General features: G+C 68.9%; 31 protein-coding genes. 27 read left to right on the forward strand and 4 right to left on the reverse strand.

What is annotated here, in order from left to right:
* The first annotated feature begins 78 nt into the window (after positions 1-78).
* The 10 genes from FXF51_RS01900 to FXF51_RS01945 all read left to right on the forward strand — a co-directional run bounded on the left by FXF51_RS01900 (position 79) and on the right by FXF51_RS01945 (position 3,823).
* A complete protein-coding gene (locus FXF51_RS01900) occupies positions 79-354 on the forward strand; it encodes a hypothetical protein (RefSeq protein WP_148432449.1) in 276 nt (91 codons plus the stop codon).
* The gene (locus tag FXF51_RS01905; protein WP_148432450.1) at positions 351-659 is read left to right on the forward strand and encodes a hypothetical protein; all 309 of its coding nucleotides are present in this window, start codon (positions 351-353) and stop codon (positions 657-659) included. Before FXF51_RS01900 ends, FXF51_RS01905 begins: the two co-directional genes overlap by 4 nt.
* Positions 656-1,300: a hypothetical protein gene (locus FXF51_RS01910; protein ID WP_148432451.1), complete on the forward strand. Its 645-nt coding sequence runs from the start codon at positions 656-658 to the stop codon at positions 1,298-1,300. Before FXF51_RS01905 ends, FXF51_RS01910 begins: the two co-directional genes overlap by 4 nt.
* The gene (locus tag FXF51_RS01915; protein WP_148432452.1) at positions 1,297-1,668 is read left to right on the forward strand and encodes a hypothetical protein; all 372 of its coding nucleotides are present in this window, start codon (positions 1,297-1,299) and stop codon (positions 1,666-1,668) included. The genes FXF51_RS01910 and FXF51_RS01915 overlap by 4 nt, the downstream gene beginning before the upstream one ends.
* Positions 1,665-2,000: a hypothetical protein gene (locus tag FXF51_RS01920; RefSeq protein ID WP_148432453.1), complete on the forward strand. Its 336-nt coding sequence runs from the start codon at positions 1,665-1,667 to the stop codon at positions 1,998-2,000. Before FXF51_RS01915 ends, FXF51_RS01920 begins: the two co-directional genes overlap by 4 nt.
* The gene (locus FXF51_RS01925) at positions 1,997-2,215 is read left to right on the forward strand and encodes a hypothetical protein (RefSeq protein ID WP_148432454.1); all 219 of its coding nucleotides are present in this window, start codon (positions 1,997-1,999) and stop codon (positions 2,213-2,215) included. Before FXF51_RS01920 ends, FXF51_RS01925 begins: the two co-directional genes overlap by 4 nt.
* The gene (locus tag FXF51_RS01930) at positions 2,215-2,502 is read left to right on the forward strand and encodes a hypothetical protein (RefSeq protein ID WP_148432455.1); all 288 of its coding nucleotides are present in this window, start codon (positions 2,215-2,217) and stop codon (positions 2,500-2,502) included. The genes FXF51_RS01925 and FXF51_RS01930 overlap by 1 nt, the downstream gene beginning before the upstream one ends.
* Before the next feature lie 190 nt (positions 2,503-2,692).
* Positions 2,693-2,944, forward strand: a complete 252-nt coding sequence (locus tag FXF51_RS01935) for a hypothetical protein (RefSeq protein WP_148432456.1) — start codon at positions 2,693-2,695, stop codon at positions 2,942-2,944.
* Positions 2,941-3,189 (forward strand): hypothetical protein, encoded by a 249-nt coding sequence (locus FXF51_RS01940; protein ID WP_148432457.1) that lies wholly within the window; start codon positions 2,941-2,943, stop codon positions 3,187-3,189. Before FXF51_RS01935 ends, FXF51_RS01940 begins: the two co-directional genes overlap by 4 nt.
* Positions 3,190-3,460: 271 nt before the next feature.
* A complete protein-coding gene (locus FXF51_RS01945) occupies positions 3,461-3,823 on the forward strand; it encodes a hypothetical protein (protein WP_148432458.1) in 363 nt (120 codons plus the stop codon).
* Positions 3,824-4,010: 187 nt separating this feature from the next.
* On the opposite strand, the gene FXF51_RS01950 is transcribed toward FXF51_RS01945, so the two are convergent.
* Positions 4,011-4,211 carry a hypothetical protein gene (locus FXF51_RS01950; protein WP_148432459.1) on the reverse strand — a complete coding sequence of 67 codons (201 nt, stop codon included), beginning with the start codon at positions 4,209-4,211 and terminating at the stop codon, positions 4,011-4,013.
* A gap of 154 nt (positions 4,212-4,365) precedes the next feature.
* Between FXF51_RS01950 and FXF51_RS01955 the strand changes: the two genes are divergently transcribed.
* A complete protein-coding gene (locus FXF51_RS01955; RefSeq protein ID WP_148432460.1) occupies positions 4,366-4,980 on the forward strand; it encodes a hypothetical protein in 615 nt (204 codons plus the stop codon).
* Here FXF51_RS01955 and FXF51_RS01960 read toward each other — a convergent pair.
* Positions 4,973-6,397, reverse strand: coding sequence for a pentapeptide repeat-containing protein (locus FXF51_RS01960; RefSeq protein WP_148432461.1), 1,425 nt, complete (start codon positions 6,395-6,397; stop codon positions 4,973-4,975). The genes FXF51_RS01955 and FXF51_RS01960 overlap by 8 nt on opposite strands.
* On the opposite strand from FXF51_RS01960, the gene FXF51_RS01965 reads away from it, so the two are divergent.
* Positions 6,362-7,462, forward strand: a complete 1,101-nt coding sequence (locus tag FXF51_RS01965) for a GNAT family N-acetyltransferase (protein ID WP_148432462.1) — start codon at positions 6,362-6,364, stop codon at positions 7,460-7,462. The genes FXF51_RS01960 and FXF51_RS01965 overlap by 36 nt on opposite strands.
* Here FXF51_RS01965 and FXF51_RS01970 read toward each other — a convergent pair.
* On the reverse strand, positions 7,455-7,721 hold the full coding sequence (locus FXF51_RS01970; protein WP_148432463.1) for a hypothetical protein: 267 nt from the start codon (positions 7,719-7,721) through the stop codon (positions 7,455-7,457). The genes FXF51_RS01965 and FXF51_RS01970 overlap by 8 nt on opposite strands.
* Positions 7,722-7,871: 150 nt before the next feature.
* On the opposite strand from FXF51_RS01970, the gene FXF51_RS01975 reads away from it, so the two are divergent.
* The 8 genes from FXF51_RS01975 (at position 7,872) to FXF51_RS02010 (ending at position 13,688) form a co-directional block, all read left to right on the forward strand.
* Positions 7,872-8,966, forward strand: a complete 1,095-nt coding sequence (locus FXF51_RS01975) for an alpha/beta hydrolase (RefSeq protein ID WP_222871075.1) — start codon at positions 7,872-7,874, stop codon at positions 8,964-8,966.
* 2 nt (positions 8,967-8,968) lie between these two features.
* A complete protein-coding gene (locus FXF51_RS01980) occupies positions 8,969-9,298 on the forward strand; it encodes a hypothetical protein (protein ID WP_148432464.1) in 330 nt (109 codons plus the stop codon).
* Positions 9,298-9,555, forward strand: a complete 258-nt coding sequence (locus tag FXF51_RS01985; RefSeq protein WP_148432465.1) for a hypothetical protein — start codon at positions 9,298-9,300, stop codon at positions 9,553-9,555. The genes FXF51_RS01980 and FXF51_RS01985 overlap by 1 nt, the downstream gene beginning before the upstream one ends.
* Positions 9,556-9,601: 46 nt before the next feature.
* Entirely contained in the window at positions 9,602-10,108 is a 507-nt protein-coding gene (locus FXF51_RS01990; protein WP_148432466.1) for a hypothetical protein, read from the forward strand.
* On the forward strand, positions 10,105-11,397 hold the full coding sequence (locus FXF51_RS01995; protein WP_148432467.1) for a PBSX family phage terminase large subunit: 1,293 nt from the start codon (positions 10,105-10,107) through the stop codon (positions 11,395-11,397). Before FXF51_RS01990 ends, FXF51_RS01995 begins: the two co-directional genes overlap by 4 nt.
* A 202-nt stretch (positions 11,398-11,599) precedes the next feature.
* Positions 11,600-12,082: a hypothetical protein gene (locus FXF51_RS02000; protein WP_148432468.1), complete on the forward strand. Its 483-nt coding sequence runs from the start codon at positions 11,600-11,602 to the stop codon at positions 12,080-12,082.
* 8 nt (positions 12,083-12,090) lie between these two features.
* Positions 12,091-13,389, forward strand: coding sequence for a hypothetical protein (locus FXF51_RS02005; RefSeq protein ID WP_148432469.1), 1,299 nt, complete (start codon positions 12,091-12,093; stop codon positions 13,387-13,389).
* On the forward strand, positions 13,389-13,688 hold the full coding sequence (locus FXF51_RS02010) for a hypothetical protein (protein WP_148432470.1): 300 nt from the start codon (positions 13,389-13,391) through the stop codon (positions 13,686-13,688). The genes FXF51_RS02005 and FXF51_RS02010 overlap by 1 nt, the downstream gene beginning before the upstream one ends.
* Here the strand turns inward: FXF51_RS02010 and FXF51_RS02015 are convergent.
* Positions 13,681-14,418, reverse strand: coding sequence for a DUF6082 family protein (locus FXF51_RS02015; protein WP_148432471.1), 738 nt, complete (start codon positions 14,416-14,418; stop codon positions 13,681-13,683). The two genes, FXF51_RS02010 and FXF51_RS02015, sit on opposite strands and share 8 nt — an antisense overlap.
* Before the next feature lie 199 nt (positions 14,419-14,617).
* On the opposite strand from FXF51_RS02015, the gene FXF51_RS02020 reads away from it, so the two are divergent.
* The 7 genes from FXF51_RS02020 to FXF51_RS02045 all read left to right on the forward strand — a co-directional run bounded on the left by FXF51_RS02020 (position 14,618) and on the right by FXF51_RS02045 (position 20,895).
* Positions 14,618-16,192 (forward strand): phage portal protein, encoded by a 1,575-nt coding sequence (locus tag FXF51_RS02020; protein ID WP_148432472.1) that lies wholly within the window; start codon positions 14,618-14,620, stop codon positions 16,190-16,192.
* A gap of 6 nt (positions 16,193-16,198) precedes the next feature.
* Complete coding sequence (locus tag FXF51_RS02025) at positions 16,199-18,076, forward strand: phage minor capsid protein (protein WP_148432473.1); 1,878 nt, start codon at positions 16,199-16,201, stop codon at positions 18,074-18,076.
* Positions 18,073-18,243 carry a hypothetical protein gene (locus FXF51_RS60415; protein WP_187414114.1) on the forward strand — a complete coding sequence of 57 codons (171 nt, stop codon included), beginning with the start codon at positions 18,073-18,075 and terminating at the stop codon, positions 18,241-18,243. Before FXF51_RS02025 ends, FXF51_RS60415 begins: the two co-directional genes overlap by 4 nt.
* Before the next feature lie 87 nt (positions 18,244-18,330).
* Positions 18,331-19,227 carry a hypothetical protein gene (locus tag FXF51_RS02030; RefSeq protein WP_148432474.1) on the forward strand — a complete coding sequence of 299 codons (897 nt, stop codon included), beginning with the start codon at positions 18,331-18,333 and terminating at the stop codon, positions 19,225-19,227.
* A 54-nt stretch (positions 19,228-19,281) separates the two neighbouring features.
* Positions 19,282-20,220 carry a P22 phage major capsid protein family protein gene (locus FXF51_RS02035; protein WP_148432475.1) on the forward strand — a complete coding sequence of 313 codons (939 nt, stop codon included), beginning with the start codon at positions 19,282-19,284 and terminating at the stop codon, positions 20,218-20,220.
* Entirely contained in the window at positions 20,220-20,564 is a 345-nt protein-coding gene (locus FXF51_RS02040; RefSeq protein ID WP_148432476.1) for a hypothetical protein, read from the forward strand. The genes FXF51_RS02035 and FXF51_RS02040 overlap by 1 nt, the downstream gene beginning before the upstream one ends.
* Positions 20,551-20,895 (forward strand): hypothetical protein, encoded by a 345-nt coding sequence (locus tag FXF51_RS02045; protein ID WP_148432477.1) that lies wholly within the window; start codon positions 20,551-20,553, stop codon positions 20,893-20,895. The genes FXF51_RS02040 and FXF51_RS02045 overlap by 14 nt, the downstream gene beginning before the upstream one ends.
* Position 20,896: the final 1 nt, after the last annotated feature.

Genomic DNA, 20,896 nt, shown 5'->3' on the forward strand with positions numbered 1-20,896 from the left:
TCTGGCATTTCGTTGGCGGTTCCGCCAACGAAAGCTACGATCGCGAGTGAAATCACTCTCCTCGCGAAAGAGATGATCATGAGCGAAGCTCACACCGTCACGGAGCAACTGCTCGACGCGATGGCAGCCGCCCAGCGACGCCGGTTACTCGCTGACTCACTGCTCGACGGCTTCATCCTCAAGCGCGTCGATCTCGATGAAGCGAAAACCATCCTCCGGGGCATCTTCGGATCCGACCCCACCACCCTCTCCCTCTCTGAGACAGACGAGGGTGTCGATGTCCGGCACGCCGACTCCGCGTTCATCGCGGAGCTTCGGGAGGAGCTGCGCGCTGAGGGGCGGGACGTCCGTTGACGACCTTCGTCATTCAGAAAGCAGAGGGCGCCGACCTCAAGCTGCCCTACCCGTACTTCGCCGACGAGTCCGGCATGATCGGCCGCCAGGACAAGTGGAAGGGCAACCCGACCCAGGTCATCGGCTTCCACAGCGATCCGAACATCATGCAGATCGACCTGCTGTGGGAGGACGCGATCCAGGACCCGGACCGGGCGTCGGGCATGTACCTCGTCACGGCCGACGCCGAGGGCAACTTCGGCACGCACCTGACCCTCGTGGAGTCAGTGACGGTCGTCGCTCTGGCGGGTGGTGAGGTCCAGTGAGACTGCCCTACGAGTACGGAATGCGGTCCAACGACGCTGACGGCGATCCGGTCATCGTCATGAGCACCAACGAGGCGCACGATCGCGCCGCCGCCGACGCCTGGTGCCGCACTCGGCGGGCCTGGCAGGAGGAGCGGGAGATCACGCCGGACGTCACCCTCATGCGGCGCCTGCCGGACGGGGAGTGGGAGGAAGACCCCGGCTGGAAGTCCGAGATCACCACCTGGGAGGCCGGGTGCGCCCGCATCGAGGCCGCGCCCACCGATGAGGCGCGGCGCGATGCCCGCTCCGAGTTGGACGCATGGGTGGAGTTCAAAACGACAGCGCGCGAGACCGGCCAGATCAGGGTCAAGGTGCGGGACTACTCTGCCGAGGCCCCGTGGGGCGTCGGGCTCACCAACCCCGTGGTCCGCGCCATTGTCATCTCCGCGTACTGCGTGGTGTGCGGCTGCCCGCGTGGCATGCCCCGGCGGATCCACCAGTGCGATGATGGCGTGCACTACTGGCCGGACGTGTGGAACAACCCGTGCGGCCACACCGACATGTACGAGGCCGTGATCAAAGAGGCTGAGGAGTTCGCGCCGGCCGGTCGGATCACCCTGTTCGGCGAGTACGACGAGTCGAGCGGTGAGGCCGGATGAGCCTCATCGTCTACAAGACCGCCCCCGGCCGCGACGCCTACGTGATCTTCCGGACGGAAGACGACGTGCCCCTGTGCATGGGCGACCGCGCCGAGATCAGTGACCGGCTCTGCATGGAGATCCCTCCGGCCATCGTGGACGAGCTGATGGACCGGGCCGACCGGACCGGCACCACCTACAACGACGGCACCGGCGGCTGGGACGACACGGGGTTCATGGTCGGAGAGAACATGTTCCCCACCGACGTCGGGTCCCGGTTCCTGCCGCGCGCCAACCTGGAGGAGTTCGTCCGGGCCGCCGCGACGCAAGACATGGAGCGCATGGTCGCGCTGACGACCGAGATGCTCGAATCGGGTGAGGCCCGATGAGCAACACGGCCTACACCCCCGACGACGAGACACTCATCGCCTCCGAGCTGGACTCGGCCACCGCAGACGGGCGGCTAATCAGCGACGCAGGAGCCCGAGTCATTGCCGCCCAATTCGCCGTGGGTGGTGACGCGTTCGCCTGTCTGGCCAGCACCGGCACTATCTTGCTGGAGGAGATCCGTTCCGAGATCCCCAGTCTTCTGGAGGGTTACGACTCCGACAGCCTGTTCATCAGGGCGTTGACCGCGCTGGACCACTACGTCAGCCATCATGGTGTGCGGGGTACGGTCCCGGGCTGGAGCGACCTGTGGCTGCGTGGTGATGCCCGATGAGCGACACCGTGAAGTTCCGTGTCTGGTCCGAGATCCGGGACATCAGGAACAGCTACGACGAAGAGATCACCGACTCGGAGATCTCGGTCGCGGACTGGGCCGCCATGACGCAGGCCGAGCGTGATGAGCTCGGCGAGCGGATCTATCAGGAGTACGTCGAGAACCGTGTCGGGGGCGCGGCCCAGCCGGTCGAGCCTACGGGCGGTGGTGCGTGATGGCGCTTACCGAGACGGAGCGGCTGGAGCGGATCGCGCGGTTGGTCCCGCCGTGCCCTCCGCCGAACGTGCACGAGGGCTACGATCTCTGCCCGCTCCACGGTGTGCCGTGGCCATGCCCCGATACGCAGGTGAACTGGCTCGCCCGTGGCCTTGACTTGGTCGAGGCCCAGCGGAAGCACATCGACGCCCTGCCGAAGTCTGCCGATCTCTTCCTCACCGCAGCGGACATGGAGTACGACCCCGCCGAGGATGACTCGGTAGGGTCGGTCGGGGGTGGCATGTGACGGCACAGCGGGAAGCGGAGTGCTCGTGCGGGCGCACTGTGCGGGTGCATGTTCCTCGTCACGGCGACGGCAGCGAATTGCACACGTACTGGCACAAGGACGGTCGCGACCCCAGTCGATGGTGCCGTTCTTCTGTCGATGTGCTCGACACCCGTGTCGTTGCGGTGCTCACCGAAGCGCGAGGTGAAGCATGAGCGAAGGCCGGATGCGGTGGGTGAGCGACGGCTGCGTGGTCGTCTCCGCCTACACGCTGGGGTGGCCTTGCGCGAGCGGCATCGTGGAGGACTACGGGCTCAACCCGGACGATTTCCCCGAGATGATGACGGACATGGAGCAGAGCGTAGGCGAGGCCGTCATCGACACCATCCTCCAGGTCCTCGATGAGAACGCCGCTGACCCGAGGATCGCCGTGGTGCTCGCCCAAGCGCGGGGCCAGGCATGACCCCGCGTCTCACTCCGCGCCGGCTGGAGTTCCTGGGCCTCCTTGGCGAGCAGGGCAGTGTCGTGCTGTACGCTTCGTTCGAGGACATCCCGGAGTACGGTCTTGCCCAGGCCGACGTGGATGCTCTGGTCACGCTGGGGTTGATCAGTGTGGGGGAGCCGAGCGGTCATCGCGGTACGGCTTGTAAGGCGGTGCTCACCGACGCGGGCCGGGCCGAGCTGGAACGGCGCGGGGCCGCGTCGTGAACCGCCTTCGAGCCGAGGTGCGCGCGTTTGCCCAGGGCGTCGTGGAGCTGCTGCATACGTTCGATGTGGTCTCGGTCGCTGGGCCGCCGTGGCGGTGGCGCGTGATCGACACCGGATCAGCCAAGCGGATCGCTGCGGTTCACGCGGGTCGGCGGAAGATAGGGCCCGAGGTGCCTACGCCCCGTACGGTCTTCGATGATCTGATCGAGGTTCTTAAAGATCGGCGGCGGGCTCGGATGCGGGGCCGCCGGTAATGGATCGCCGTTGGTGGGTGGTCACCGCCGCCTGCATCGAGGAGGGCGGGATCGTGGTCGAGGCCCCGTCCGCCCGCCAGGCGGTCGCCCAGGTGAAGCGGAGCCTCGAAGAGGCCGATCATGAGAACGGCAACACGTGGCGGTCGGCCCATGCCTGGGTCCGAGATCAGGCAGTCCAGTTCAGCCACGGTCCGCTCGACGACCGTGAGGCCTTCGAGTACGAGCTTGGCTGGACGCTGGCGTCCGCGTTCGCTCGGGTGCTGCTTACGCAATGGCGGGGCGAGCCGGTGAACCCGATCTCGCGTCAGGAGGCGTTGCGGATAGTGACAGAGGAGCAGGTCGCGGGCATCGAACGGCGGCTGGCGGCCAAGTTTGGGTGACCGTTGAGTCGTGATCACCGCACGAAAGGATCTTCGCGTGCTGGCGGTTCCGCAAACGGCCAGGCATGCGCGGAATGCTCATTATGGAGGCCGCTCGCGGCCTGACTGACCTGGTCTGATGGCCAGCGTCGCTCGCGAGGTGAGGCGCTGAGATTCGCTCTCAGCGCCTCCCTGGCTCACGACAAGATCACACTACGTTCGGATGCCGGGGATACTTGACGTACGGGGGCCGGACGGACGAAATCTCGACCATCGGGCCGGTCATGCCGGACCTGACCGTGCCATCGCCATATGGATCCGGCATGGGCCGGGCGTCCTGGGCGAGCGCGGACGTTGCGGTGATCAGTAGCGCTCCACCAGTCAGCAGCGTGACGAGCAGTTTCTTCATGCAGTCCCCCGGTGCGTGAGGAGTTCGCCTTCGATAGTGCGGTGGTCTGCCCTGATTCGTGTGCGAACGCTGAACGGATCACCGCTGGTATTGGCTCCTGCTGGATCCGGCGGGCCACTATCGCGCCATCACATTGATCGATCTGGAGGCACTGGTGCGTCGTATCGAGTACATGCCCCTCCCCGAGATCGTGCGGGCCGTCCGGAATCCCAAGGAGCACGATCTCGGCTCCATCAGGAAGTCGATCGAGAAGTTTGGCTGCACGGTCGCGGGCGAGCTGGACGAGCGGACCGGCCGCCTCGTCGCCGGGCACGGGCGGCTGCTCGTGCTGGAGGCGATGGCCGGCGAGGGCAAGTCGCCGCCCGAGGGCGTCAAGGTCGGCGACGACGGCGTGTGGCTGGCGCCCATCGTGCGCGGCTGGTCCTCCCGTTCCGACGCGGATGCGGAAGCGTACCTCGTGGCCAACAACTCGACGTCCGAGCGCGGCGGGTGGGACCGCGGCGCTCTGGCCGACATGCTGGCCGACATCTTCCAGGCCGACGAGGAGCTGCTGGCCGCGACCGGCTACAACCCCACCGACATCGAGGACCTGGTGCCCGCCGACCTCGGGGACGCGCCGCCCGCGCCGGTGCCAACGCCGGGGCCGGCCGAGCGCGTCGAGCCGCCGGACGTGTGGGGCGTCATCATCACCTGCAACAGCGAGGAGGAGCAGGTCGAACTTCTGGAGCGGCTGGCCGCCGAAGGCCGCTCTGTCCGAGCCCTCATGTAGGCCCATCACCTGCCCGTCCAGTGCGCAGCGTAGGCTCCGCGCCTGACTGCTCCTTCGCTGTACTCGTGGCGGGCAGATCGCCAAGTCTCAGTAGGGCGCCAGCAGGCCCGCTCACCAGTCGCCAGCCCGGTGGCCACGTATGCATCCCCTCAACCTGCGTCACGCGGGCCCCGCCCAGATCGACGCATGCACCCTGCGTGTTCTCGAACGAGACATCGCTGGCGAAGGTTGCGGCGCCGAACCAAGCTCTGCCCGTGAAGCTCGCTCCGTCGAAGCGCGCATCGCCGGCGAAGGTTGCGGCATCGAACCAAGCTCTGCCCGTGAACTTCGCTCCGTCGAACCAGACATGATGGGTGAACATTGTCCCGTTGAACAACGCGTTGCTGGCGAACGTCGCCCCAGTGAACCAGGCGTCGCCGGTGAATCTGGCCTGTTCGAACCAGGCGCGTCCGGTGAAGGTAGCCGTGACGAACAAGGCGTCGCCGACAAAGGTAGCCCCATCGAGATCGATGTGATGAGCATGGCAGCCAATGAAGTCGAAGTCGAGCAAGGTGGCATCAGTCAGGTCGAGCCGGATTCCTGGCCAGAAGAGAGGGTTTACGGCGATAGAGCGTTTCCACCAGCGGCGTTTGCTCCAACGTAGGTGATCGGCCAGCAGGCGTTGGGCGGTCAGCCGAATTTGACGTTCTTCGTCAGTGCTTCGGCCAGTTCGTGTCGTGGTACGGCTTGTAAGCCCAGTGCGCGCGGTTCGCTGGGCGGTGCGGATCCTCTGCTGCTGGTCGGCCTCGCGCTGCGGTGTCCATGGCATCCGCAAGTAGGAGCAGATCACGTCCACAACCCTTTGCCGTAACTCGGGATTGTCTTGCGCGAGTTGTTCGAGGGCATACAGGCCGCCGAGTCGGATGGGAGCTTGGTCGCTGCCGAGTTGCTCCACCGCATTGCTGAACCGGTCTACGTCAAGCCCTCGTTCGCTGAGTCGGAAGGTTCGCCGGGCCGTGTCAGCATTGCGGGCGGTGTAGAACACGGCCAGCAGTGCGGCCAGGCCAGTGGCCATCGCCAGAACATTCCCTCGTACGGCAGAGACGGCGGCGGCCCAGTCTTTACCGGTCAGCTCGTTTGGTGGCAAGGATGCTGGTGGCCGAACGTCATCGTTGAGAGTGATCCCGTCAACGTTTCGCAGCACCCATATGGCGCCCGGACCGAGCATCCATGTCAACGTCAGCACAGCAATGGGCGCCAGCATGACGACGATGATCGAGGAAGGTTTCACCGTCAGAAATACCGCTTCGTGCTTGCCGCGCCCATGAATCTGATGATGCCCCGACAGCCTGCCGTGCGGACGCTCAGTGATGGGATCGTAACTCGGAATGAGGAGGCGCTCGTGCGCGCGGACATCACGCTCGCCACCCCCGTCCACCGCACCGCCCGCGTCCTCCAGTTGCAGGGCTTGTTCGACGTGCCGCTGGAGGAGAAGCTGACGAACTCCTGGCAGGTGAACCTGCCCGTCGAGGACCGCCGGTGGAACGTCGGCCTGCTCGTCGGCCCGTCCGGGTCCGGGAAGTCCACCATCGCGAACGAGCTTTGGCCCGGCCGGCTCGTCCGGGATCACCCCTGGGGGGATCGGGCGCTCGTGGACGACTTCCCGCCGGGAATGGGCATCAAGGACATCGTCGGCCTGCTGACCGCCGTGGGACTCTCGAGCCCACCCGCGTGGCTCCGGCCGTACAAGACGCTGTCCAACGGGGAGGCGTTCCGCGCGTCCATGGCCCGCGCCCTCGCCGAGCACCAGGGCCTGCTCGTCGTGGACGAGTTCACCAGCGTGGTGGACCGGCAGGTCGCCAAGGTCGCGTCGCACGCGGTCGCGAAGTCCGTTCGCCGCGCCGGGCGGCAGCTCGTCGCGGTCACCTGCCACTACGACGTGACAGACTGGCTGCAACCGGACTGGATCTACGACCTGGCGGCGGGCTCGTTCGCGTGGAGGTCGGTTCAACCCCGGCCAGCCGTCCAGCTTGACATCCACGCGGCCGACCGGTCCTTGTGGAGCCTGTTTCGCCACCATCACTATCTGAGCAGCGACATCAGCAACGCCGCGCAATGCTTCGCCGGGTGCATCGACGGCAAACCGGTAGCTTTCGCTGCCTACAGGCACTTCCAGCATCCGAAGGTGCGTGACATCAAACTCGGTCACCGCCTGGTGGTGCTGCCGGACTTCCAAGGACTGTCGATCGGCGGGCACCTGGAGGACTGGATCGGCCAGCACCTGCATGCGCAGGGGTTCCGGTACCGGAATGTGACGTCGCACCCGGCGTTGATCGCCTACATGGAGCGCAGCCCGCGGTGGCAGAGGCAGGGCCGCGCCACCAAGCTCCACACCAGCAGCAAGCGGCGGAACCAGCACGCCAACACTCTGGACCCGCGCCGGCTCGGGCTCGTCTCATTCGAGTACGTTCCGCCCGCGCGGCCGAGCCGCCCGGTCAGGTGAGCTTGCTCCGCAGGCTGGCCAGTGCCTCGTCCGGGGTGTCGCCGACGCCGATCATGCCGCCGTGCTCCTTCCACCAGCCGTACGCAACCCGGTCGTCCGCGAAGGCGTCTTGAGGCACGTCCCACGGCTCCGTCAGGAACGCGGCAAAGGTGCCGCCCTCGTAGCTGCCGCTGTAGCGCGTCTTGACGATCGTCACCGGGTACAGCGGGTCGATGCCTTCGGGGAAGACGCGGTTCAGGGGGCGGGGCAGGTCGGTCACGCCGTCATTGTTCCAGCATCACAGCCGAAACGGGTCGGACATCGGTCGCCGCGTCCGTGTTCGTCATGCCGCCATGCTCGCATCCGCCGCCCCAGCGCGCTTCAGATTCCTCGTCCTCTGCCAACAACCTCGCAGAACGGAGAGATGACCATGGCCGTCGAGCAGCCGACCGGCATGCGGCGAACGCTGGGGCTGGTGGTTGCCGCTGCCGCGCTCCTCGCCAGCGCGGTCGCGCAGCCGCCCGCAGCCGCAGCTTCCACGGACGGGGTAGCCGTCCACAAGGACATCGCCTACGCACCCGCGCAACCTGAGGGCAGCCGCGGTCACCTGCTCGACCTGTACGTGCCGACCCAGGCACACCGTGCGCTGAGACCGGTTCTGATCGTGACGGGCGGCAGCGCCTGGCGTAGGGACGATGGCAAAGAGTGGGCGGCCCAGATCGCGCCGCGGTTCACCGCAGCGGGCTACGTGGTCGCTGGCGTCAGCGTCCGCTCCAGTGAGCAGGCGGTCTTCCCGGCCCAGGTGCATGATGCCAAGGCAGCGGTCAGGTGGCTCCGGGCGAACGCGGCCACATACCGGCTCGACCCGAACCGGTTCGCGATGATGGGGGACTCCTCCGGCGCTTGGGCGAGCGCCATGGTGGCGGTCACGGGCGACGTACCTGCGCTGGAAGGAGCGGTGGGTGTCACCGGCGTGTCCAGCGCGGTGCAGGCAGCGGTGGATGTGTACTCGCCGACCGACTTCCTGACGATGAACGCGCAGATGCTTCCGGGGGCCTGCCAGACGTTCAACGCGCAGATGGGAGTGACGGACTGCCATGATGACCCGGGCTCTCCCGAGTCGCAGCTCATCGGCTGCGCCATTCAGACCTGTCCGGCTCGCGCTCGCGCGGCCAACCCGATCACGTACGTCTCTCGCGGCGACCCGCCGATCCTCATCGTGCACGGCCAGGCGGACACGCTCGTTCCTCACGGCCAGAGCTGGCTGCTGTACCGCGCGCTGGAGCGCGCCTGCGTGACCGCCACGTTCTACTCTGTGCCGGGCGTTGGCCACTCCACTGCCATCCTGCGGCCGGATGTCACCAAGCCCGCTGCGCATGCGACGTCGCGCTGCCGACCCCAGCCAGTGAAGCGGCTGGAGCGTCGGCCGACGCTCGACACCATCGGCGCGTTCATCGAACGCGCCTGGCACCGCACCCGATGCAGGCCGCCGTCGCCCAGCGCGGCAGCAGGAACGGAGAACTGACCATGGCTGTGCACATCCACCGATACGAGCCCCTCGACACCGTCGTGGAGGCGGTCGAGGTGAACGGGCTCGACCTGGACGACATCGTCGTCTGGATCAACGACACCTCCAAGCTGAAGGGCATCGTCGGGCAGACCGCGTTGCGCGGCCGGTCGGCGGAGTACATCGACCTGCAGACGCCCGAGGGGATGCTGCGCGCGGTCCTGGGCGACTTCGTGGTGACGGACGGTGCGGGCTCGTTCTGGAAGGTGTCGCGGTCGGTGTTCCAGCGCAGCTACGCCCCCGTCGCGCCCGCCGGCGAGGAGAGCGGCGAGGACGAGGGCGGGGAGTAGTGCGGATCCACGTGCTGCGGCTGCCGCTCTACGAGCTGGGCGGCGTGTCGGAGGAGCCGTTCGCGCTCATCGTGAACCAGGCCCCGCCCGAGGGGGACGGCTGGTCGATGCCCGCGCTGGCGGTGTTCGCCGAGCAGATCGACGCCCGCGGCGTGTGGGTGACCGCGCACACGGTGGAGATCGTGGACCAGTTCCCACCCGAGATCGTGGATCACGTGCCGATGGGCGGCCCGGCCGAGACCGTGGACGGCCCCTGAGCGTTGGCGGAACCGACAACGAGCGTCCAGAAGGAGGCGTGCCCGGGTGGCCGACGACAAGCGGAAGCTCGAACTCGCCCAGCGCCGCAACCAGGCGCTCCAGATGCGGATCGCCGGCGTCTCGCCCACGCTGATCGCTGAGCGGCTGGGGTACAACAGCCCGCAGGCTGCGTCCGGGGACATCACTGCCGCGCTGAAGCGGGCCGCGAAGGTGGAGGGGCTCGCCGCCGAGCATCTGCTGCATCTGGAGTTGTCCCGGCTGGATAGGATGCTGGCCGCGCTGTGGCCGAAGGTGCTCAAGGGCGAGGTACAGGCGGCGGAAGTCTGCCACAAAATCATTAAGACCCGGGCGTCGCTGACCGGCGTGTCCGAGCTGAACCGCCACGGTGCCCCGGACAACGACATGGCGTCGCTGCTCGGCGCGATGCTGGCCCAGCTCCAGCAGCGTTACCAGGTGCCCGACCCGGACCTTGACGCCATCGCCTCGGCCGACGTGCAGGCCGACGTTGTCACGGGCGAAGTGCTGTGGGACGACGCCGGCGGCGAGGCATGACCGAGGCGCTCGGGCTGGCGGTGCGGCTGTCGCCCAAGCAGGAACGGTCGATCGCCGAATCGACGGCACGCCTGAACATCTGGCAGGGGGCTATCCGAAGCGGGAAGACGATCGCTTCGCTGCTGCGCTGGCTGGCGTTCGTCGCGAACGCGCCGCGCGGCGGATCCCTTATCGTCGTCGGCAAGACCGCCGACACGATCAGCCGGAATATCTTCGACCCGCTCATGGACGCAGCGATCACAGGGCCGCTCGCGGCGCGGATCTCCTACACCAGGGGTGCCCCCACGGCGACGATCCTGGGCCGCAAGGTGGAGATCATCTCATGCGCGGACGCCCGCGCCGAGACCCGGCTGCGCGGCATGACCGGCGTCGGCGCGTACGTGGATGAGATCACGCTGATTGAGCGGCCGTTCTGGGACATGCTCCTGTCGAGGTTGAGCGTGCCGGGCGCGAAACTCTTCGGGAGCACGAACCCCGACAGCCCTTCCCACTGGCTGAAGCGCGACTTCCTCGACCGGGCCGGCGAGCTCGACCTGCGGTCGTGGCACTTCAGGTTGGACGACAACCACGCCCTGGACGCCGCGTACGTGGCCGCGCTCAAGAAGGAGTACACCGGGCTCTGGTACAAGAGATTCGTCCTCGGGGCGTGGGTGATGGCCGAGGGCGCGATCTTCGACATGTGGGACGAAGACCGCCACATGGTCACCAGCCTGCCACTGATGGAGAAGTGGCTCGCGCTCGGCATCGACTACGGCACCGCTAATCCGTTCGACGCCGTGCTCGTCGGCGTGTCCGTCCCCGACGCCCACGGCCAGCGGCGCATCTACGTCACCAACGAGTGGCGGTGGGACTCCCGCCAGCAGCGCCGCCAGCTCACCGACGCCGAGTACAGCGTGCGGCTGGCCGACTGGCTCGACGCCATCCCCGACACCTACGGCCCCGGCACGCGCGGGGTCCGACCGGCGTGGCTGATCGTGGACCCCAGCGCGGCCTCGTTCGTGACCCAGCTCCACCACGACGGGTTCCGCCCCCAGCAGGGCGACAACTCCGTCCTGGACGGGATCAGGACCGTGTCCAACCTGATGGCTGCCGACCACCTCCGCGTCCACGCCTCCTGCCGCGACCTGCTGGACGAGATCGTCGGCTACGCCTGGGACGACAAGAAGGCCGCCGCGGGCGAGGACGCCCCCGTCAAGGAGCACGACCACTCCGTGGACGCCCTCCGGTACGCCCTCCACACCACGCAGGCGGTGTGGATGCGGCTGCTCGAACCCGTGCCTGCCTATTAGACGCGCGCCGCCCAGGGGAGTTCCGGTTGTGGCGGTCGGACCCTCCCCTGCGGCGGCGCGTCTGCTCCGCGCGGCTTCCCCGTACGCGTGTCGAGCACCCGGCGCGGGCCGCACGCCTCCTCTGCTGTTGAGGGGCAGCACGAAAGGCCCCGGCCCGCGCCGCTGGACCCCCACCACCCCGTGACCTGAGGGAGAACCCGTCGTGGCCGACTTCACATGTAACATCGCGCTCGGCCGGGCCGTCGAGCTGGTCAACCGGGTCAAGACCGGCGACCCCGCCGGCTCCAGCCTGATCGTGGTGGCGCTGGCCACGTCCGGCCTGGAGTCGGACGCGGTGCTGCGCGACAAGGACACCCTGGCCGACCTCGTCGCGGGCACCACCAACGAGGTCCCGGTCGGCAATGGCTACGCCCGCAAGAGCATCGTCGCGGCCGACCTCAACCCGGTCGCTCCGGACGACGTCAACGACCGCACCGACCTCGACATCCCCGACCAGACGTGGGCGAGCGTGCTGGCCGCGTCGGGAGGCTGGTCCAAGCTCGTCATCTGCTACAAGCCCGCCGCCGCCTCGACCGACGCCCAGATCGTCCCCCTCACCTGTCACGACTTCGTGATCGCACCGGATGGGACTGACATCGTGGCACAGATCTCCGCCACTGGGTTCTTCCGCGCTGCCCCCCTGTAGGCCGGGCCGTGCTGCGCAGGAACTCCTTCAACGGCGGCACCGCGGGGACGTCCGTCACCGTCGCGAATTCGGGCGGAACCTCTGGCGACGCCTTCCAGGTGACCAACGGGTCTCCCACGTACGTGGCCGCCACCGGCACGCGGGCGCCGCTCGCCGCGTCGCTTAACGACCCCGACACGGTGCAATGGCGGAACATCGTCACCGCCGGGCGCGAGCTGTGGATCCGCACCTACGTGATGTTCGCGTCGCTCCCCTCGGCCGAAGACTGGTGGTTCGAGCTGAACCAGCAGGCCACCTCCACCGCCGTGGCCCGGCTCACGGTCGGCCCAACCGGGACCATCGCCATCCGGCGCGACATCAACAACCCCATCCTGTGCTCCATCCCAGCCGCCGTCACCGCCGGCCAGTGGGCGCGGATCGAGGCACGGGTGCTGGTCGGCACCACCACCACGAACGGGCAGGTCAACCTGTGGGTGTACCAGACGCCCGAGGCGGCAACCACGACGTTGCAGGCGAGCGCCACCGGCGTCAACGTCGGCACCACGCTCATCGATGAGGCCGCGGTCGTCTACTTGCCCGGCTACACGCTCACGGCCGACGACTTCGCCGTCTCCGACCAGGGCAAGCTCGGCGCGGCGTTCCCGTCGAACCCGGCCATCGTCGTGCAGGCCGCCGCCACCACCGAGCAGGCCCAGGCGGTGGGACGACTCAAGCAACGGACGCTTGGCCACCCCGCGTCCCAGGAGACGGCGGCCTCGATCCGGCCCATCCGGCGGCGCACGCTCGGGCAAGCCGCCGAAGCCGCCACCGCCCTGCCGGTCACCGCGTCGAAGATCCACACCCTCCAGACCGCGCACGAGACCAACACCGCGCACCTCGTAGCGGGCGCGCACCGCCGCCTCGTCGGCCCAGCCGCCGAAGGCGACCAGGCGCAGCCCATCACGAACGGCACGTTCCTCAGCGTCGCCACCGAAGCGAACCTCGCGCTGCCGATCACGCCGCGCAAGACGCGGACGCTCGGGACCGCCCTCGACGCGAGCACGGCCACCACGGTCCGGCCGGCGAGGGCCCGCACGGTGGGCCAGGCCGTCGAGTCCGGGCAGGCGCAGCCGGTCGGCCGCCGCAAGATCCGGCTCGTCGCCGCCGTCGTGGAGGCCGACCAGGCGCAGCCGCTCCGGCGGCTCGGCCGCGAGGTCACCGGCGCAGAAGGGCCGCACCGCACGTGGGGTGCCACGCTGACGCGCCGCAGTTGGAGCGCCGACCCGCCTCGCCGTACCTGGTCCGCCGCGCGCACGAAGGAGCCGTGATGGCTGAGTCGATCTCGTCGCTGTCGTGCGAGTACCTGCCGTTCTTCGTGCGCGGCGCGACCGGTACCGAGCAGGTGGAGATCGCGTTCACTACGCCCGGCGTCGAGCCCGCGCCGGGCGACTGGAAGGCGGCCGAATGGAAGCCCGGATCGGCCGGGGAGCGCGGTGCGACCGCGCAGATCCTGTTCGGTCTCGGCGGCACCACCTCCCGCCCGGAAGGCACCTGGCAGGCGTGGGTGCGCGTCACCGCGCCGCCGCAACTCCCGGTTCTGCCTGCCGGGCTGATCGACGTCATCTGATCCCTGATCGGGCCGGGCCGCCGCGCCGTCTGCCGAGCAGTACTCCGACCCCAACGGCGACGACCACCGCCATCCCACTCAGCACGAGACCCCGAGACGGCTCACTTCGGGTCAGGCGCGAACGTTCAGCGACCGCCTCACCCGCCTGTACAGCCTTCTGATACTCCTCCTCGACGATCTCGCCGAACCGTCGATCGTGATGGTTACGCTCGCTCGCCCGGAACCAGGTCCGGTTGACCTCCCAGTGCTCGCGGCCCATCCGCGACCGGAACCTGGCGGACGCCTGCATCCGGAGTGCTTCTGTCGTCGTCTCCTTGAGCGCGTAGAACGACCGGAGGAGCGCGAGTTGCATGTTGGTGTACGCCCACCGCCGCATCTCCTCAAGCCCCTCCTCCGTGCCATCCCACATCGAGCCTTCCATCTGCATGAGGGACGGATCTTCTATCGCGAAACGCATCATCTCGACATGGAGCATCCGCACGGTGGTCTCCGACGAGATCCGCGCCGCCCGCGCTTGAAAAGCCACCGAAACGGCCAGCACCAAGATTGACGTCGCGGTCAACAGCGCGACGGCGGAGCCGTAGGCGTCACCGACGTCAGCGAGCAAGGCCCAGTTGACACCCGTCGCGTCGGCGAGCCGATCGAGCGCGAAGGGTGAGGCCAAGAGCATCAGAAGGACCGAGAGTCCTGCTGCCACCCCACCGGCCCACTTTGAGACGACTCTCGCCATGGCTTCGCCCCTCTCCGAAAGATGTCCACCCCCGGTATCCGCTCCCACCGCGACGGCATTACAGGAGTCGTGCGGACTCGTTGCAGGCCAAGGCGCTCACGACGGTTCGCATCTGCAGTCCCGCCGCACCCTGCTGTGTGCGCTTGCCGTGCTGCCCTACACGCTGCGTCCCTTCGAGAAGGAATGAGGGCGAAAGATCATGCCGCTTCCGGTTAATGATCAGGAGTGGCCGCCGCCGCATCTCAAGCGCGAGATGCGGCTGTACCGCGAGTGGGGTGCCTGGTACGCGGGCGACCCGGACGAGTTGGCCGACGTGTACGGCTCGACGGGGATGATGCACGGCATCGGCCTGGACCCCAAGGGCTGGGACCGGCCGTCCAAGGGGTTCACCGGATGGATCCAGCGCGCCGCCCGCTGGTTCTGGGGTGCACCCGTCCCGCTCGGGCAGGTCCGCTCCACGAAGCTGCACGTTCCGATCGCCGGGGACATCTCCGCGACCAGCGCGGACTTGTTGTTCTCGGAGCCGCCCACGCTGAGGATCGCCGGGAAGAAGTCGCAGGCCCGCCTCGACCGCGTCATGCGCGACGCGGGCATCTACGGTTCGCTGCTGGAAGCGGCCGAGATCGGCTCCGCGTACGGTGGTGCCTACCTGCGGGCCGGGTGGGATACGGAGATGTACGACCACCCGGTCATGAGCGTGCTGCCGCCGGATGCCGCCGTGCCGGAGTTCAGGTACGGCAGGTTGAGCGCCGTCACGTTCTGGCGGGTGCTCGCCGAAGACGGCGACCGGCAGGTGTGGCGGCACCTGGAACGCCACGAGAAGGGCAGAGTGCTGCATGGCCTGTACCTGGGCACGCCGGATCGGCTCGGCCACCAGGTGCCGCTGGCTGACCACCCGGAAACCGAGATCTACGCCGACGAGGTGGACGAGGATGGCGGGTTCGACTCACGGTTTCCGCGCGGTCTGCTGGTGTCGTACATCCCGAACATGCGCCCCCACCGGCTGATCAGGGGCACCAGCCTGGGCCGGTCCGACTACCAGGGCGTCGAGCACCTGATGGACGCCCTGGATGAGGTGTGGACGAGCTTCATGCGCGACTTCCGAATCGGGAAGGGCCGCGTGATCGTCCCAGACATCTTCCTCGACTCACTCGGGCGCGGCCAGGGCGCGGCGTGGGATCCGGACCGGGAAATCTACGCGGGACTCGGCATGCTGCCGCCGCCTGGCGCCCAGGCCAACTCCATGCTGACGATCACGCAGTTCGCCATCCGGGTGAAGGAGCACGTGGATGGCGGGAAGGCGCTCGCCGCGCAGATCCTGCGCGGCGCCGGATACTCGGCGCAGTCGTTCGGCGAGTCGGACGGGTCCGGGCAGCAGATCACCGCGACCGAGGTCCACGCACGCGAGCGTAAGAGCTTTTCCACGCGCGGACGGAAGACCGGGTACTGGAATCCCACCCTGCAATGGACACCGGACGTGCTGCTGTCCATCGACCGCGAGGTGTTCGGGCGGAAGGTCAGCGCGGACAAGGTCGAGGTGCACTGGCCGGACGGCGTCCAGCCCGATCCCGAAGCTCTCGGCCGCACCGTGGAGCTGTTCAACCGGGCACAGGCCATGAGCGTGGAGACGAAGATCCGCACCGTGCACCCGGAGTGGGACGACGACCAAGTGCGCGAGGAGACGCACCGGTTGCGTGACGAACTCGGCCTCAACGTGCCCGACCCGGACCGGCTCGACGACGTGCTCGTGCCCAGCGCCGCCGGCGACGAGTAGCCGCCGGTGAGCACGCCGACGCTGGCGCTCCCGGCCGGGCCGCAGGAGGCTGCCCAGATCGAGGCTGCGCTGGAGCACGCCCGAGCCGTGGCCGCCCTGTACTGGCAGGCCGAACGCGAACTGCTGCGCGTGGTGTCGGAGGCGCTGGCCAAGCGGGAGGGCGAACCCGCGTACGCGGGCCCGCGCTTCGCCGAACTCCGGGCGCTGCGCCGCGAGGCCCATCGCGTCGTCGGCCGCCTGGAACGGCTGTCGGAGCGGCTGGTGACGACCGGTGTCAACGCGGCGTGGCGGCGCGGCACCGCCCGCGCTCTGGACGACCTTGCACATCTCGGCGCCCAGCGCGGTATCCCGCAGGGGCAGGGCGTCATCGAGCTCGCCCGCCGCGGTGTCCGCCTGGTGGCCTCCACTCAGCCGGGCATGCGGTCGTCGCCGGAGTTCCTGTTCCAGCAGATCGTCAACGAGGTGTCGGCGCTCGCGCTCACCGGCGCGATCTCCCGCCACCAGGCCCAGGCCCGCGCCCTGGACAAGGTGGCCAGGAGAGGGATCACCGGGTTCACCGACACGTCCGGCCGCGTCTGGTCCGTGACCGCGTACGCGGAGGCGGCGGTGCGGGCCGCGATGGCGCAGGCCGCGACGGACGGCCACCTGGCCACTCTCGCCGAGAACGGGATCGACCTCGTCATCGTGTCCCGGCTGTCGTACACGTGCGACCGGTGCGCCCGCTGGGAGGGCAAGATCCTGTCCCAGGAGGGGCCGATCGGCTTCCGCCAGGTCGAGTCGGCCGTCTCCGACGACATGGTGGACGTGCTGGTTGAGGGCACCGTCGCGCAGGCCCGCGCCGCCGGCCTGCTCCATCCCGGCTGCGGCCACACGCTCGGTGCCTACCTGCCTGGCGCGACGCGTCCGCCCCGCCCGGCCCCGCATCGCGGCACCTACCAGGGGGCGCAGAAGATGCGCCGCCTGGAGTCGGAGCTGCGTAGCGCGAAGCGGCAGGCGGGGGTCGCGCTGGACGCCGGGCAGCGGCGCAAGGCCGACGCGCGGGCCGCCCGCCTCACCCAGCAGATCCGGGAGCATGCCAGAGCGTCCGGCATCCCGTCCCGCGCCGACCGGCAGCGCCAGGACACGCTGCCGCGCGACCTCGACCGGCTGCCGGACGAGGACCTGGCCGCGCTGCTGGGCCGATGGGGGAACGACGAGGCGGCGGTCGCCCGCATCACCGGCGTGCTGGAGCGGCGCGACACCGAACGCGACCAGCAACGCGAGGAGCGGGTGCGGGAGGCGGTCGCCGAGCTGCCGCCGGAGTTCGTGAACGCCTCCGACGATCAGGTGCTGGACCTGGTGCGGCAGTTCTCGGAGGCGGGCGACACCGTGGCGCTGGAGCGGCTGCTGGCCGAACTCGACGCCCGCGAGGAGAACCCGACGTGGTCGTGGCGGGCCGACGACACCGCAGAGGACCGCGCCGTCACCGACCTCATCGACGACGGCATCGACCCGATGGACGCCTACGCGCAGGTGTACGGCCTCGATCCCGAGGTGATGCGAAGGCAGGAGTCCCGCCAGGTCGCCGAGCAGATGCGGCGGCCGGGGGAGACCCTCGACCAGGTGGCACGACGGCTGTACGACGAATGGCTGGAGATCCAGTTCGTCGCGGCCGAACGGTACACGCGCGGCATCCTCGTCAACGCCGCCGGGCGCGCAGCCGGGATAGACGGCCGGACGCTGCTGTCCGGGCCGCAGGCACGAGCCGACCGGTACGCCTCCGACGAGCTGCGCGCGTGGTGGGAGCAGCACCCGCGCATGACGCTCGTGGAGTTCCGGGCGCAGATGCTGGGCCGCGCCTCTGACCGCAGAGCCGCCCAGCGAGCGAGGGAGCAGCGCCGATGAGCCTCACCGACCTCGACCGGCGCGCGGCCATCACGACCGCGCGGTGGGCCGCGCAGCGGTCGCGGCCGGTCACGGAATGCCCGTACGACGCCGCCGGTGACGCCCGCTCCCGGGCGCTCGCCGTGCTGTGGCTGCGCATCTACCGCAGGTACCGGCCACCGGCCTGACGCCGGAGCTGATCACCTGCCCTGTCTTGTCGGGGCCCGCCTGGCGCGGGCCCGTTCTCATGTCCGGCTCCGGGAGGGCCAGCACCGATGTCCGATCACAAGCTGCCGACGACGCCTGGCGCGATCATCGGCTACCGCAAATCCGGTCGGCCCATCCGTCTCATCGCGGGAGGCAACGGCGAAGGCGACGGCACCGGCAGCGGGGGAGCCGGAAGCGGATCCCCGAGCGGAAGCGAAGGCCAGCCACAGGAAGACGGCGCCCAGCAGGGCGGCGGCACGACCGCGGCCGGGGTCACGCAGCCGGACAGGTCCTCATGGATTAACCCGGACGAGCCGATCGACCCGGACGCCATCAAAGTGGACCAGCTCCCGTCGTGGGGGCAGAAGCTGTTCCGCGACCTGCGCAAGGAAGCGGCCGACTACCGGTCCAAGCTGGCCGACGCGACCAAGGCCGCAGACGACGCCGCCAAGGCGAAGGGCCCGTCCCCGGAGGAGATCACCGCGCAGGTGCAGGCCGACTTCGCGGCGCAGATCGGCAAGGCGCTGGGGCTGGTCACTGACGAGCAGGACACCAAGCTCACCCCCGAGCAGGTGATCGAACAGCTCACCGGTGAGCGGGACACCACCGCGAAGGAGCGCGACGAGGAGAAGGGGCGGCACCGCCGCGCCCTGGTCGAGCTGGCCGTGCACCGCGCCGGCTCGAAGATGGGCGCCGACCCTGACGCCCTCCTCGACAGCCGGTCCTTCGTGAAGAAGATCCGCGACCTGGACCCTGACGCCGAGGACTTCGTGACGGCGCTAGGCGACATCATCCAGCTCGCGCTCGATGACAACCCCAAGTACAAGGCGGGCTCCCTGGCGGGGCCGCCCCCGAGGAGCGGAGGGGAGTTCGCCGGCGGGCCTGGCGGGCGTCCCAGCGGCTCCGAGCCCACCATCGACGACTTCCGCAAGCGCCGCGCGGCGGCCAAGCAGAAGCCGTCCTAGCCCTGCTTGTTGGCGGTCCTGCCAACCGGCTCGCATGTTCAGGAGTAAGGCCCGATGCCGAACACGTTTCTCACGCCGTCGATCATCGCCCGGCAGGCGCTGGCGAACCTCTACGAAACCACGGTCATGAGCCAGCTCGTGCACCGTGACTATGAGGAGGAGTTCGTCAACCGGATCGGCGACACGATCACGATCCGCAAGCCCGCGATCTTCGAGGCGACCCAGTTCAACCGCACCACGGGCATCGTCATCCAGAACGCGACGGAGGGATCGATCCCGATCACCCTCGACAAGTTCGTTGACGTCAGCTTCGCGGTGACGTCCGAGGAGTTGACCTTGGACATCATCGACTTCAACGCCCAGCTCCTCGCCCCCGCGGTCGAGGCGATCGCGCAGCGGATCGACCGCGACATCCTGACCCTGCGCAGCGACATCGTCCAGCGCACCGGGGTCGCCGGCTCCACGGTGACCGGCGTGACCGGCACCAACGAGTGGGCCTGGGACAACCCGCGCGTCGTCATCGACGCGCGCCGGGTGCTCAACCAGAGGAACGTGCCGCCGACCGATCGGAACGTGGTGGTGGGGCCGGAGATCGAGGCGCAGTGGCTCGGCGACCCGCTGTTCCACCAGGCCGACACGAGAGGCGACACGGAGGGTCTCCGCGAGGCCAACCTCGGCAGGCGCATCTTCGGTCACGACGGCTACCAGACGCAGAACATCAAGGGCCCGACCGGCACGCCGGCGTCCGGTCAGCCGAACACGGAGATCGGCGTCGCGTTTCATAAGACGGCGTTCGCCCTCGTGACCAGGCCCTTGGTTCTGCCGCAGGGCGCGGCCAACGCTCACGTCGAGAGCTACAAGGGGTTCGCGCTCAGGGTGGTCATGGGCTACGACCAGACCAAAAAGCAGGACGTCGTGAGCATCGACACGCTCTATGACGTCAAGACGTTGGACCCGAACAGGGCCGTGTTGATCCACGGAGTTGCGGCCTGATGTGGCGCTACACCAACGCCAACACCGGCCAGGTCGTGGACGTGCCAGAGCGGGACGCGTGCCTGGACATGCTGCCGAACTGGACGGCCACCCGCGACCCCGCCGAACCCGCCGTCGCGGGCGCGGGGTCGCCTCTACCGCCGTCGCTGGTCGATGTCGTCGCGGCGGCCACACAGGGCATTCGCCCGCCGGAGGGCGCCAAGAAGGACGCGTGGATCGCCTACGCCGTGGCGCGCGGCATGGCCGAGGCCGACGCCCGCGCGCTGCGCAAGGACGCGCTCATCGAGGAGTTCGGCGAGAACTCCGACGACGACGAGGAGGGGAGCAGCGATGGCCAGGACTGACCTGCCGATCACGCCCATGCCGCGCGCCGGGCTCAGCCTGGCAGGGGCGCTGCCCACGGCGGCCATCGCGGACGGCCACATGTTCGGCCAGTCCGCCAAGCGATTCGTCCGCGTGAAGAACTCCGGCGGCACCCCGCGCACGGTGACCGCGGTCATCCCCGGCGAGCTGGAGGGCCAGCCGCTCCCCGACGTGCCGTACACGATCCCGGCCACCACCGGGGACGTGCTGATCCCGCCGCTCGGCGACGTATTCCGGCAGAGCGACGGCAAGGTGCACCTCAACTACGACGACCCGGCCGGGCTGACCATCGCCGTGTACGAGCTGCCCTGAG

The sequence above is a fragment of the Nonomuraea sp. PA05 genome, assembly GCF_008086045.1.
Lineage (GTDB): Bacteria > Actinomycetota > Actinomycetes > Streptosporangiales > Streptosporangiaceae > Nonomuraea > Nonomuraea monospora.